Annotated in this window: 11 protein-coding genes; 5 read left to right on the top strand and 6 right to left on the bottom strand. The window is 60.6% G+C overall.

Annotated features, from left to right (window positions below; all coding sequences use genetic code 11):
* Both I8E17_RS01590 and I8E17_RS01585 read right to left on the bottom strand, forming a co-directional pair.
* Positions 1-1,143 (bottom strand): ABC transporter ATP-binding protein, encoded by a 1,143-nt coding sequence (locus tag I8E17_RS01590; protein ID WP_069612326.1) that lies wholly within the window; start codon positions 1,141-1,143, stop codon positions 1-3.
* A gap of 129 nt (positions 1,144-1,272) precedes the next feature.
* The gene (locus tag I8E17_RS01585) at positions 1,273-2,361 is read right to left on the bottom strand and encodes a polyamine ABC transporter substrate-binding protein (RefSeq protein WP_229002137.1); all 1,089 of its coding nucleotides are present in this window, start codon (positions 2,359-2,361) and stop codon (positions 1,273-1,275) included.
* Between the two features lie 339 nt (positions 2,362-2,700).
* Here I8E17_RS01585 and I8E17_RS01580 point away from each other — a divergent pair, with 339 nt between their 5' ends.
* Complete coding sequence (locus I8E17_RS01580; protein ID WP_069612324.1) at positions 2,701-3,699, top strand: aldo/keto reductase; 999 nt, start codon at positions 2,701-2,703, stop codon at positions 3,697-3,699.
* 36 nt (positions 3,700-3,735) lie between these two features.
* Here the strand turns inward: I8E17_RS01580 and I8E17_RS01575 are convergent, their stop codons facing one another.
* On the bottom strand, positions 3,736-4,608 hold the full coding sequence (locus tag I8E17_RS01575; protein ID WP_069612323.1) for a LysR family transcriptional regulator: 873 nt from the start codon (positions 4,606-4,608) through the stop codon (positions 3,736-3,738).
* 87 nt (positions 4,609-4,695) lie between these two features.
* Between I8E17_RS01575 and I8E17_RS01570 the strand changes: the two genes are divergently transcribed.
* Positions 4,696-4,953, top strand: coding sequence for a hypothetical protein (locus I8E17_RS01570; protein ID WP_069612322.1), 258 nt, complete (start codon positions 4,696-4,698; stop codon positions 4,951-4,953).
* Here the strand turns inward: I8E17_RS01570 and I8E17_RS01565 are convergent.
* From I8E17_RS01565 to I8E17_RS01555, 3 genes are all read right to left on the bottom strand, one after another.
* Entirely contained in the window at positions 4,929-7,466 is a 2,538-nt protein-coding gene (locus I8E17_RS01565) for a methyl-accepting chemotaxis protein (protein ID WP_069612321.1), read from the bottom strand. The two genes, I8E17_RS01570 and I8E17_RS01565, sit on opposite strands and share 25 nt — an antisense overlap.
* A 324-nt stretch (positions 7,467-7,790) precedes the next feature.
* Positions 7,791-7,934, bottom strand: a complete 144-nt coding sequence (locus I8E17_RS01560; RefSeq protein WP_173002499.1) for a hypothetical protein — start codon at positions 7,932-7,934, stop codon at positions 7,791-7,793.
* Positions 7,935-8,088: 154 nt separating this feature from the next.
* Positions 8,089-9,270, bottom strand: a complete 1,182-nt coding sequence (locus I8E17_RS01555; protein WP_083258160.1) for an NAD(P)/FAD-dependent oxidoreductase — start codon at positions 9,268-9,270, stop codon at positions 8,089-8,091.
* Between the two features lie 136 nt (positions 9,271-9,406).
* Between I8E17_RS01555 and I8E17_RS01550 the strand changes: the two genes are divergently transcribed.
* From I8E17_RS01550 to zwf, 3 genes are all read left to right on the top strand, one after another.
* The gene (locus I8E17_RS01550) at positions 9,407-10,843 is read left to right on the top strand and encodes a glutamine synthetase family protein (protein ID WP_069612320.1); all 1,437 of its coding nucleotides are present in this window, start codon (positions 9,407-9,409) and stop codon (positions 10,841-10,843) included.
* An 11-nt stretch (positions 10,844-10,854) separates the two neighbouring features.
* Positions 10,855-12,153 (top strand): FAD-binding oxidoreductase, encoded by a 1,299-nt coding sequence (locus I8E17_RS01545; protein WP_069612319.1) that lies wholly within the window; start codon positions 10,855-10,857, stop codon positions 12,151-12,153.
* Between the two features lie 131 nt (positions 12,154-12,284).
* A complete protein-coding gene (gene zwf, locus I8E17_RS01540; RefSeq protein ID WP_069612318.1) occupies positions 12,285-13,760 on the top strand; it encodes a glucose-6-phosphate dehydrogenase in 1,476 nt (491 codons plus the stop codon).
* Positions 13,761-13,765 lie beyond the last annotated feature (5 nt).

Raw genomic sequence — 13,765 nt, 5'->3', positions numbered from 1 at the left:
TCAATCCTTCAGCAAGACGCCGGCATTTTCGTCGAAGGAGACCCAGACGTTCTGGTCGTAGGCGAATGGCTCTTCCACGGCGCGGACAGCGTTCAGCGACGAGGCCTTGACCACCTGCCCGCTCTTCAGCTTGACGTGGAAGACGGTCATGTCGCCGAGATAGGCGATATCCCATATCTCGCCTTCGGCCGCATTGACCGAGGCATTGGCCGGCGGGCGCGGCGTCACTCTGAGCTTCTCCGGACGGATGGCGAGGCTGGCTCGGCTTCCCGCGGAGGGCGCGTCTCCCGAAGCCGTGCGCACCGTGAAGCCCGATTCGACCGCTATCTCGACGATGCCGGATTGTGCCGAGGTGACGTTGCCGTCGAGGATGTTCACATCGCCGATGAAGTCGGCAACGAAGCGGCAGTTGGGCGCCTCGTAGATCTCGGCCGGCGTTGCCACCTGCACCACCTTGCCGTGGCTCATGACCGCGATGCGATCGGCCATGGTCATCGCTTCTTCCTGGTCGTGGGTGACGACGACGAAGGTGAGCCCCAGGCTCTGCTGCAGATCCATGAGTTCGAACTGCGTCTCTTCGCGCAGCTTCTTGTCGAGCGCGCCAAGGGGTTCGTCGAGCAGCAGCACCTTCGGGCGTTTCGCAAGCGAGCGGGCCAAGGCCACGCGCTGGCGCTGGCCGCCGGACAGTTGGTTAGGCTTGCGCTTGGCGAATTGCTCCAGCTTGACGAGCTTCAGCATCTGCGCGACGCGATCGTCGATCTCGGCTTTCGGCATGCCATCCTGGCGCAGACCGAAGGCGATGTTCTTTTCCACCGACATATGGGGAAACAGCGCATAGGACTGGAACATCATGTTGACGGGGCGGCGATAGGGCGGCGTGCCGGCAAGATCCTGGCCATCCAGCACGATCTCGCCCGTCGTCGGCTGTTCGAAGCCCGCGAGCATGCGCAAAAGCGTGGACTTGCCGCAGCCGGATGCACCGAGAAGGGCAAAGAATTCACGATTGTAGATATTGAGGGAGAGGTTATCGACGGCGGTAAAATCACCGAACTTCTTGGTCACGTTCTTGAAGGAAATGTAAGGCTTGGCCGAAGGATCGATCCAAGGAGCAAAGGAACGCCGGATATTACCGAGTGACTTCATTATCTATCCCCAATTGAACGCCATTGTGGCGCGCGTCGCGCCGGCTCTTCCCCATCCCGGCACGCTCGTGATTCCTGACTTTATCCTCATAAGGAAAGGCCCGGACGTTGCCGTCCGGGCCGCTTCGATTTATTGGCCTGTCGTGACCTTTGTCCACAAGCGCGTCGCCACGCGCTGCGTTTTAGAGTCCCAGGGGGTCAGCGTATACAGTTTCTCGCGAACCGCATCCGTGGGATAAACGGCCGGATCATCGAGTACATCCTTGCTCACGAACTGCTGCGACGCCTTGTTGCCGTTGGCATAGGCGGTGAAGTTGCTGGCCTTCGCGATGACCTCAGGTTTCATGATGTAGTTGAGGAAGATATGCGCCTCTTCGACATGCGGCGCATCGGCGGGGATCGCCATGACGTCGAACCACATCTGCGCGCCCTTCGTCGGGATCGAATAGGCGATGTTGACGCCGTTCTTCGCTTCGGCGGCGCGGTTGCGGGCCTGCAGCACGTCGCCGGAATAACCAAACGCCAGGCAGATATCGCCATTGGCAAGCGCGTTAATGTATTCGGAGGAGTGGAACTTGCGCACGAAGGGACGGATCGCGGTCAGGAGATCCTCGGCCTTCTTGAGGTCCTCCTGCTTTGTCGAATTCGGGTCGAGGCCCAGATAGCGCAGCGCGGCTGGGATGACGTCGGTCGGCGAATCCAGCACGTAAATGCCGCAATCCTTGAACTTGGCGGCGAGCTTCGGATCGAAGATGACGTTGATATCGGGAGCGTCGTCGGTGCCGAGGATCTGCTTCACCTTGTCGACGTTGTAGCCGACACCGCTCGTGCCCCACATATAGTCGATGGCGTATTGGTTACCAGGATCATAGGTGGCGATGCGCTGCTGCACCGTATCCCACATGTTGGAGATGTTTGGCAGCTTGGACTTGTCGAGCTTCTGGAAGACGCCGGCCTTGATCTGGCGCTGCAGGAAATAGGCCGTCGGGACGACGATGTCGTAGCCGGTCTTGCCGGCCAGCAGCTTGGTTTCCAGCGTCTCGTTCTGGTCGAAGGTATCGTAGACGACCTTGATGCCGGTTTCCTTGGTGAAGTCCTCCAGGATCGAGTTGTCGATATAATCCGACCAGTTGTAGATATTGACGACCTTGTCTTCTGCCTGAGCGACCGTTGCCAGCGAAACGACGGCAAACGCCGTTGCTGCAAGCCGTGCGAACATGGACTTCATAGTCTCTCCTGTTTTGTTCAAGGGCATCCAGGCGATACCCAACCCTCTGTTTTTCCCGCTAGACTAGAAAGGAAATCGGAAGGCGACAAGGAAAAAAGCAAGCCGGCATAAGCTTTAGCCGTTTTCCCTGAAAACGGCCGATCTCCCCGCGAAATTGCCCGCCAAGAGACAATGCCGTTCGCACGCAATTGTGAACGCAGGGCTTGCTTCGTACGTGAATGCGCAAGCTGGCTTTGCTAACATCGAGGCGTTCTCGTCCGCGGACATTCTCAAGCTTGTTTCGCCATCCTGCCCAGCGGGCAAACTCAAACCCATCATCGGGGACCTATCATGCAATATCAAAAATTCGGCAATACCGGCCTCAGCGTCTCGCGCCTGTGTCTCGGCACGATGACCTTCGGGCTGCAGATCGAGCAGGAAGACATCGCTCATGCCATCCTCGACAAGGCGGCCGATGCGGGCGTCAATTTCATCGACACCGCCGATGTCTACCCGCTCGGCGGCGGCGAGCAGCTTGCCGGCCGCACCGAGGAGATTGTCGGCCGCTGGCTGAAGGGCAAGCGCGACCGCATCATCATCGCGACGAAGGCTGTCGGAAAGGTCGGCCCGTCTCCTTGGAATCAGGGCGCATCGCGCAAGCATCTTCTCGACGCCATCGACGCTTCGCTGCGGCGGCTGGGCACCGATTATGTCGACCTTTACCAGCTGCATTCGGACGATCGCGAGACGCCGATCGACGAGACGCTGGAGGCGCTCGATACCATCGTGCGCTCCGGCAAGGCCCGCTATGTCGGCGTGTCGAACTTCCTCGCCTACCGGCTGGCACTTGCGCTCGGCCGCGCCGATTTTCTGCGTACTGCCCGCTTCGTTTCGGTGCAGCCGCGCTACAATCTCTTGTTCCGCCAGATCGAGCGCGAGCTGCTGCCGCTCGCCGAGGAACAGCGCCTCGCCGTCATCCCCTATAACCCTATCGCCGGCGGCCTCCTTACCGGCAAGCACAAGCACGATGTAGCCCCAACAGAAGGGCGTTTCAGCGCACAGCTTCGCAGCGCCGGCAGCAATTATCTGCAGCGCTATTGGCATGAACGCGAATTTGCCACGATCGAGAAGTTGCGCGGCATAGCCGAAGAGGCCGGGCAATCGCTGACCAAGCTTGCCGTCGCCTGGGTTGCTGCCAACCCGGTCATCACCTCAGCCATTATAGGCGCCAGCCGTCCCGAACAGCTCACGGACACGCTGGCCGCCATCGACCTGAAACTCGATTCGGAACTGAAGGCGAAGCTTGACGAGGCCACGGTCGAATATCGCTGGGGCGACGCGGCTCGGTGAAGAAGCACGAACGGCGGTCAATTGCCGCCGGTTTCTTTACAGATAGGTCGGACGCTTGCCGGCAAAGAGCTCGGCGTGGCTTTTCAGCAATTTGGTCATGCGGTCGACCACGGTGCGGATCTCCCGGCGATGACGGTCGGCATTGTTCATGACAATCCACTGCCGATGGCGCAGCTCCGGAATTTCCTCGCCGACCCGCGCCAGCCGCGGCTCCTGGTCGCCGACGAAGCAGGGTAGTACGGCAATGCCGGAGCCGGCAAGCACCAGATCGTGCAGCGAACGCGGGCGACTGACGGTAAAAACGATTTCCTCGCGCTTGTTCTGGTGCGGCCAGCGCAGATAGGCCGAGATCGCCTCCTCCTCCGCTACCGCGATCCAGCGCTGCGGGCCGGAAAAACGCATGTTGCGGGCCTGATAGGCGGCATAGGCGACATCGCCGGTCTTGATGGCGGCGAGATTGGTCTCCTCCGGCTCGAAGGCGCGGATGCCGATATCGCTTTCGCGATGGGCGAGGCTGGCACGGCGTTCGCCGAGATGAAGGTCGATGCCGAACCCGTCACGCTCCGAGCAGATAGTCGGCATGTTCTGGCTGAGCAGCCAGCCGACCCAGGTGCCGGCAGCGATACGCACGATCGATGCGCCCTGAGCATCGCGCTGCCAGCTATCGACCTTGCGGGCGGCGGCTTCCATCTCCAGCAGTTGGTCGAACAGGGCCTGGCCGTTGCCGGTCAGCGTGTAGCCCGCCTGGCTGCGCTCGAACAGCGGGCGTCCGACCTGCCCCTCCAGCTCCAGCATGCGCCGGCCGATCGTCGCCGGGCTCAAGCCGCTGGAAGCAACCGCGCCGGTCAGGCCGCCACCACGGGCGACATCCAGAAAAAGCTGATAGGAATCCCATGTCGTGTTTTTCATAATTGAAAAACATAAGATGATCATGGCTGTTTATAAAGCAAATTCGCATGTGTAGTTGAAGGGATGCCTCACGGAAGGAGACATCTCATGATGGACAGCATGGCCCTGGCGAAAGCCATAGAAATACAGAGCCTGGCGCGCGAAGAGCAATGGCGCTGCGACGAGGATTTATTCTACCTCGACTACGGGCTCGAGCCGCCGCGGCTCTTCATATGGATTGAGCGGATATTTGTCGCTTTGAGCACCCGACTCCAGGCAATGAAAAAGGCGGACCGGCCGGAAATGGGCCGATCCGCCTGCGATAGCAACACCAGCTGCGGTCAGGCCGCCTGCTCGCGCATGTAGTTCGCGCTATAGCCGGTCTCGATCTTGAACTGCAGGATAAGGTGCAGCAGGGCATCGGCCTCGGTGGCGAGCTCGCGGCTCGCCGCCGTGGTTTCTTCTACCATGCCGGCATTCTGCTGGGTCATCTGATCCATGTGATTGACCGAGGAGTTGACCTCCTGCAGCGCGCTTGCCTGATCGTGGCTGGCGCGGGCGATCATTTCCACATGGTGGCTGATCGTCACGATCTGGCTGCTGATCTGCGCGAGCACCGAACCGGCCTCCTGCACGTACTGCGAACCGGAATTGACCTCCTCGGTCGACTTGTTGATGAGCCCCTTGATCTCCTTGGCGGCAGCGGCCGAGCGCTGTGCCAGCTCGCGCACCTCCATGGCGACGACCGCGAAGCCCTTGCCCGCATCGCCCGCGCGGGCGGCTTCGATACCGGCATTGAGCGCAAGAAGGTTGGTCTGGAAAGCGATCTCATCAATGACGCCGATGATCTGCTCGATCCGGCGCGAGGCGTCTTCGATACGCGACATGGCATCGATGGCGTTGCCGACGACGACGGAGCTGTCATCGGCGCTGCGCTTGGCTTCGCGCACGATTGCATCGGCGTCCTTCGCGCGCTCGGCAGATGAACGGACCGTCGTGGTGATCTGGTCGACGGCAGCGGCGGTCTGCTCCAGCGAAGAGGCCTGCTGCTCGGTGCGCTTGGAGAGATCCTCGGCGGAAGCCGCCATCTGAGCGCCGTTGCTCTGGATCATCTCGACATTGCTGCGGACCTGGCTCAGCGTCTGTTGCAGGCGGGACAGCGAACTGTTGAAGTCCTGGCGCAGCTGCTCGAGCCGGCCAATGAAAGGCGTGTCGATCGTCGCCGAGATATCGCCCTGGGCAAGGCGCTCGAGACCGGCGGCAAGCTCGCTGACGGCATAGTCGATCTGACGGTCAAGCTCGCGCTTTTCGGCATCGTTGCGCTGGCGTTCGTGCTCTGCGGCAGCACGTTCCTCGTCACTCTGCTCCTCGATGCGGATCTTCGAAATGGCGTTTTCCTTGAAGATGCCGAGGGCTCTGGCCATGTCGCCGATCTCGTCGCGGCGCTGCTCGCCGGAGATCGAGGTCTCCAGCATGCCATCGGCGATGCGGCGCATGGCGGCGGTGATCTGCCCGATCGGACGCTGCAGGGTCAGGACGAGCGCGATGCCACCAGCAACCGAGAGGATGATGCCGAGTGCAGTTGCCAGGATGGATATGGAATTTGCCTGGTTGCGCTCGCTGCCGGCGCTCTGCTTCTGCGTCTCGGCGAAAGCGGTCAGCTGGCCCCAGACCTGATCGAGCTGCTGGCGGGCACTGGCATATTCGCCGATCCGCTGATTGATGGTATCGACCAACTTGCCGCCGGCCTCATCCATGGACTTGATGGCCGGACGAATGGCCGAGTCGATGTCGCCGGCGAAATCCATGCTTTTCGCGCTCTGGTTCAGCGTATCGATATCGCCACCGAGCTTGGAGACTTCCTGGCGCAGGCGGACGAGATTGTCCTTGTTCGTATTGGCGTTGAAATCGGCCAGCACGAGCTGCAGCGAATAGATCGAGTCTTCAAGGCGGCGCGTGTCCTGCAGGACCGAATTGGTCTGTGCGACGCGGGCGTCGAGGGAGACGAAGGTCGTGGTCGCCTGGCGCATCATCTGCGTCGCCGTCAGCTGCGTATAGGTCGAGGTCTGGCGGAAGCGCGAAAGCAGCCGGCTGATATTGGTGATTGTATCGTCGGTCGGAACATCCGTGCTTTCGGTGAAGGCGGCAAGATCCTTGATGGTACCCACGAGCGACTGGACAACACTCTTCTGGTTTTGCGGCAAGGCAAGGTCGATGGAGCGCTGTGCCTTGTTCAGATCCGGCAGGCGATCCTTCAGAAGCTTGACCTTGTCGGCCGGCGTCGCCGCGTTATTGAAGTCTTGCGCCACGGCAACCAGTAGGTCGCCGCCCTTCAGCAACCGATCGGCCGAGCGCAGGGTCGAGGTCGCATCCGCCTGGTCCTTCCGCATCTGGTCTTCAAGCTGCTGGCTATTGAAATTGACGTTGAAGCGGGCGCTGATCAACGCACGCTGGGCGTCGTCGATCGTCTTGCGCAGCGAGAGTTCCTGTTCGTGCAGAGACCACAGCCTGCCGACGAGGTTGGACATGTCGGCGGTCTTTGCCATCGCGTCGGTCAGATTGTCGCGGCCATCCGCATCCGCACCGAGCTGGCCGAGGGTCGCATTCAGCACGCCCTGCTGCGACTTGATGTCCTCATAGAGCTTGTCGCGCTGCTGCGTGTTGGTGATGCGCAGGAAGTCATCCATGGAACCATAGAGGTTCTTGAACCCGGTCAGGGACTGCAGGACGCTGTTGGAGATCTCCATGCGGCCCTGAAGCAGGCCCGACGCATAAAGCCCGGTGAGGCCCACGGCGGAAATGCTGATGACGAACGGCAGGACGAATATCAGGACTTTCGTCTTGATGTTGAAACGCGACAATATCTTGTCAATGAACATTTTGGCCCAGACCTCTCACACACCGCTCCCCCCGTCGACGCCGCCTCGGCGCTGACCGGATGTATAATCATCGCTCTTGAAATATCGGCAGGCGGGGTTCCCGAGTATAAGTCGGGAAGCAATCATTGCTTCGGCTCCAGCTTGCAGTAGAGCGCCCCAAGAAATCGACAGGGATTGTCGGCGTGATTAATTAATTTTCAGATAAGGACGTAGTGTGACCCGCAGCATACAATCAAACGCTGAAAAGCGGAGGGAGAGATCTATCTCTGTGCGCGAGCCAAGGCTGCCGTTCAACGACGGCCAAGAGCAATGTGGCGGCTGAAATCAGAAGCCGCGTACGGTAAGGTAGGCGATGCAAGCGGCGGTAACGCCGGTCGCCAACATCAACAGCCTTGCCGCCAAAAGCTTGGCATTGTCACGGGTCTGAGCGATTGCAATGGCGCGGGCGCGACGATGTGTTCTGTTCATGAGTATATTCCCATTTTCGCACTGACACGATAACCGGCAAACGGTGCGTTCGGCAACTGCCAATGTATTCACTAATAATGTAGGGAAGGAAAACGCGAGAAACAGAGGCGGGTTCCATTTTCTCAAGGTGCCGATAAGGCCTTGAAACGGCGGTTCAAGCCGCTTCGCCGGCTACATGCCCGGAGGCCCACGCCCATTGGAAATTATAGCCGCCGAGCCAGCCGGTCACGTCGACGCATTCGCCGATGAAGAACAGGCCGGGATGGGTTTTCGCCTGCATCGTCCGCGAATCGAGGCAAGCCGTGTCGATGCCGCCGAGGGTCACTTCGGCGGTCCGATAGCCTTCCGATCCGGAAGGTTTGACCGGCCAGGACTGAATAGAAGCCGCGAGCTGCTGCAGGCGTTTGTCCGATAGATCGGCCATGTTGCCCGAGATGCCTTCGCTCTCGACAATATGCTGAGCCAACCGTTTCGGCAGAATTTCCGCAAGCGCCGTCTGCGCCGATTGCCGGCCATTGACCTGCTTGGCCTTCTTCAGCAGTGCGAAAATGTCGATATCGGGCTCGATTACGACGGTGATCTCCTCGCCCTCTCGCCAATAAGATGAAATCTGCAGGATGGCGGGGCCGCTGAGGCCGCGATGAGTAAAAAGCAACGCCTCACGGAACGCCGTCTTGCCGTGACGGATCTCCGCAGGCGCGGCAATGCCGGAAAGCGGCGCCAGACGCTGAAGCAATTGCGGATCGAGGGTCAGCGGCACAAGGCCGGGCCGGGTTTCGACAACAGGCAAACCAAATTGCTCGGCGATGCGATAGGCGAAACCGGTAGCCCCCATCTTGGGGATCGACTTGCCGCCGGTCGCCACCACCAGCGAGGATGCCTCGAAAACGCCTTCGGAGGTGCCGACACGATAGCCGCCGGCGGTTTGCTCGATGTCGCCGATTTCCGTTCGCAACCGCAGCGCTGCCCCAGCCGCGCGCATCTCGTCCGTCAGCATCCGGATGATGTCCTTGGCGCTGTCGTCGCAGAAGAGTTGGCCAAGCGTCTTCTCATGCCAGGCGATGCCATGGCGCTCGACCATGGCCAGAAAATCGGCAGGCGTGAAACGCGCCAGCGCCGATTTGGCGAAATGCGGATTGGCGGACAGGAAGTTCTTCGGACCGGCATGGATGTTGGTGAAATTGCAGCGGCCGCCGCCGGAAATGCGGATCTTTTCGCCGGGTGCGGCGGCATGATCGAGCACGAGAACGGACCGACCGCGCCGGCCGGCGCGGATGGCGCACATCATGCCGGCAGCGCCTGCGCCAAGGACGATCACATCATATCTGCCGGTCACGCTTCAGCCCTTTATTCTTCGCCGCGCTCTCTGTCATTTTTCCATCATACGGCGAAAGTCCGAGCGGTTTTCCCCCTCGCCAATTGGCAAACTGCAGTTATGATGCACTCACCGATCAACCCAAATACGGTGTTTTATGCCCGCGAGAAAGACCCCGCTGAAAGCTTCCATACCCGTCTCGAAAGCACCAATAGTACCCCCCAGTCTGAGATCGGCACGCGGCGTGGCAAACTGGAAGGAAGCGGCTCAATGGTTGCGGGCACGCGGGATCGAGGACATAGAATGCATCACGCCGGACCTTGCCGGCGTGCCACGCGGCAAGATGATGCCGACCTCGAAATTCACCTCCAACACGTCGCTGGCACTCCCCTCGGCGATCTATCGGCACACGATCTCCGGCGAGTATCCGGAAGAGACCGAAAGCTTCCGCTACGAGCCGCGCGACAACGACCTGAAGCTGGTCCCCGACCTGTCCACGCTGTCAGTCGTGCCCTGGGAAACGGATCCGACCGCGCAGGTCATCTGCGATATCGTCAATTCCGAGGGACAGGAAGTCTCCTATACGCCGCGCAACGTACTGAAGCGCATCATGGGGCTCTATCGCGATCGCGGCTGGAAGCCGGTGGTGGCGCCGGAAATCGAATTCTATCTCGTCGCCAAGAATGACGATCCGGATTATCCGCTGCACCCGCCGAAGGGTCGTTCCGGCCGCTCGATCCTCGGCGGCCAGGGCTATTCGATCGCCGGCATCAACGAGTTCGACGAGTTGATCGACGATATCTATCACTTCTCCGAGAAGCAGGGTCTCGAGATCGACACGCTGATCCATGAAGAAGGGCCGGCGCAGCTGGAAATCAACCTGCGCCATGGTGATCCGATCGAACTTGCCGACCAGGTGTTCATGTTCAAGCGCACGATCCGCGAGGCGGCGCTGAAGCACGGCATCTATGCGACCTTCATGGCCAAGCCGATGCAGAGCCAGCCGGGATCGGCGATGCATATCCACCAGTCGGTCGTGAACATCGAGACGGGCAAGAACGTCTTCACCAATCCGGACGGCAGCCCCTCGCCCGAGTTCTTTCATTTCATCGGCGGCATGCAGCGCTTCGTGCCGAATGCGCTCGCTATGCTGGCGCCCTATGTGAACTCCTATCGCCGGCTGGCGCCGAACATGTCCTGCCCTGTCAACAATGCCTGGGGCTACGACAACCGTACCACGGCTTTCCGCGTGCCAATCTCCGATCCGCAGGCGAGGCGTGTGGAAAACCGGCTGCCGAGCTCGGATGCCAATCCCTATCTGGCGCTCGCGGCCTCGCTCGCCTCCGGCCTGCTCGGCATCATGAAAAAGGTGGAGCCGACGGCGCCGACCGAGGATTCCGCCAACGAAGGCTCTATCGACCTGCCCCGCGGTCTCCTCGAAGCCATCGCGCTGATGGAAGACGAGCCGGCCTTCGAAGAGGTCTTCGGCAAGGATTTCATCGGCATCTATGCCGGCGTGAAACGCGGCGAATTCGAGACCTTCATGCAGGTGATCAGCCCGTGGGAGCGGGAATTCCTTCTGCTCAACGTGTGAGGAAGCTGTCCATGACGCTACAGGAAACATGGCAGAGTCCGATTGCGCCGGGCCTTTCCCTCTACCAGGCGACCGTCGGCCCGCGTCCGATCTATCCGAAGCTCGACGGGTCGCGCCGGGCGGACGTCGCGATCGTCGGTGGCGGCTATACCGGCCTGCAGGCCGCCTATAATCTCGCCAAGGGCGGCGTCGACGTCGTTCTGATCGACGCCAACCGCTTCGGCGACGGGGCTTCCGGCCGCAACGGCGGACAGCTCGGCACCGGCCAGCGCTGGTGGCCGGAGGAGATGGAAGAGAAGATCGGCTACGAGCGCTCGAAGGCTCTCTTCGATCTGGCCGAGAATGCCAAGCGCCATCTGCTCGATTTCGCCTCCGAACATGACATCGACATCGACTTCCTGCCCGGCCAGATGAATGTCACGCATAAGCGCGGCTACAAGCGCGACTATATGGACAATGCGGAGATCGCCGCGACCCGATACGGCTACCCGCATATGACCTTCATGGATCGGGCAGAAACCCAGGAGCGGCTGGGTTCGCAATTCTATCTTTATGGCGTCCGGGATATGGGCACGGGCCATATCCATCCGCTGAAGCTGCTCATCGGTCTCGCCCGCGTCGCGGCTGAGGCCGGTGCGTCTCTCTTCGAGATGACCAAGGCGAAGGGTTTTCGGCAGCCCGGCGGCAAGACGATCATCGAAACGGATGGCGGCGAGATCACCGCCGACCGGGTGCTGATCGCCTGCAACGGCTATATCGGCAATCTGGAGCCGGTGACGGCAAGTCACGTCATGCCGATCCGCTCCTTCATCGGTGCGACCGAACCGCTCGACCGCTTTCCGGCCGTGCTGCCCGGCAATGAAGCGGTGGCCGATTCGCGATTCGTCGTGCGCTATTTCCGCAAATCGAGGGATGGACGCCTGCTGTTCGGCGGGCGCGAGGCTTATACGTCAGACAATCCACGCGACATAACGCAGCACATCCGCCGGCAAATCACCGAAATCTATCCGGCTCTTAGCGATATCAGGATCGACTATGCCTGGGGCGGTTCGGTCGGCATCACCATGCCGCGCCAGCCCTTCGTGCGCGAAGTCATGCCGGGTGTCACTTCGATCGGCGGTTATTCCGGCCACGGGGTGATGCTGTCAAATTATTGCGGTAAACTCTATGCGAAAACGGTTCTCGGGAATGCGGACGAGCTTCATCTCTTTAAGGAGCTGAACATTCCGCCCTTCCCCGGCGGTGCACGCATGCGGGCGCCTCTGCTGTTCCTGGCGCTCTCGTGGTTTGCGTTGCGCGACAGGTTTTGAAAACCGGAAGATGATTTCTTTCGCCGGTAATCCGCTCTAGAAACCGAGTCTGAATTTTGCGATGCACACTGGCCTTTTTAAATCGATTAGATTAAAAGGGGCCTCAACCAAGACCGATTGAGAGATAGCTCATGAGCAGCCAGATCATTCCCGTTGAACCATTTGATTATGTCGTTTTCGGCGGCAGCGGCGACCTTGCCGAACGCAAGCTCCTGCCCGCTCTTTACCATCGTCAGGTCGAAGGTCAGTTTTCCGAGCCAACCCGCATTATCGGCGCTTCGCGCAGCGCGCTTTCCAATGAAGAATACCGCAAATTTGCCGACGCCGCCCTCAAGGAACACCTGAAGAAGGGCGAATATGACGACGCCGAGGTCAAGAAGTTCCTGGCTCGCTTGTTCTACGTGCCGGTCGACGCCCGCAGCGACGCCGGCTGGGATCAGCTCAAGAAGATCCTGGACGAAGGCAAGGAGCGCGTGCGCGCCTTCTATCTCGCCGTCGCTCCGGGCATCTTCGGCGACATCTCGCAGAAGATCCACGATCACAAGCTGATCACCAAGCAGACCCGCATCGTCGTCGAAAAGCCGATCGGCCGCGACCTTGCATCCGCCCTGCAGCTGAACGACACGATCGGAAAGGTCTTCAAGGAAGAGCAGATCTTCCGTATCGACCATTATCTCGGCAAGGAAACCGTGCAGAACCTGATGGCGCTGCGCTTTGCCAACGCTCTCTACGAGCCGCTATGGAACGCTAACCACATCGACCACGTGCAGATCACCGTCGCTGAATCGGTCGGTCTCGAAGGCCGCGCCGGCTACTATGACACCGCTGGCGCCCTGCGCGACATGGTGCAGAACCACATCCTGCAGCTGCTTTGCCTGACCGCGATGGAAATCCCCTCCTCGATGGATTCGGAAGCCGTTCGCGACGAGAAGCTGAAGGTGCTGCGCGCGCTGAAGCCGATCGACGCTTCCAACGTCGAGCAGGCGACCGTTCGCGGCCAGTATCGTGCCGGCGCTTCGGCAGGCGGCCCGGTCAAAGGCTACCTCGATGAGCTGGAAGGCGGCGTTTCCAATACCGAAACCTTCGTCGCCATCAAGGCCGAGATCGGCAACTGGCGCTGGGCTGGCGTTCCCTTCTACATCCGCACCGGCAAGCGCCTTGCGGGCCGCATGTCGGAGATCGTCATCACCTTCAAACACATTCCGCACACCATCTTCGACCAGGCCGCCGGCCGCATCGTCGCTAACCAGCTCATCATCCGCCTGCAGCCGGACGAAGGCGTCAAGCAGTCGCTGATGATCAAGGACCCTGGCCCGGGCGGCATGCGCCTGCGCAACGTTTCGCTCGACATGAGCTTTGCGTCTGCCTTCAACGTCCGCAATCCGGACGCCTACGAGCGCCTGCTGATGGACGTCATCCGCTCCAACCAGACGCTGTTCATGCGCCGCGACGAGGTGGAAGCAGCATGGAAGTGGGTCGACCCGATCCTCAAGGGTTGGGAAGAAGCCGGCCAGCAGGTTCAGGGCTATACGGCCGGCACCTGGGGGCCGAGCCAGGCCATCGCGCTCATCGAGCGTGACGGCCGCACCTGGCACGACGACATCTAATCCGG

This window comes from Rhizobium sp. AB2/73 (assembly GCF_020871915.1).
Lineage (GTDB): Bacteria > Pseudomonadota > Alphaproteobacteria > Rhizobiales > Rhizobiaceae > Rhizobium > Rhizobium dioscoreae.
Note: the sequence above shows the minus strand (reverse complement) of the source record. Positions and strands in the feature narration are given on the sequence as shown.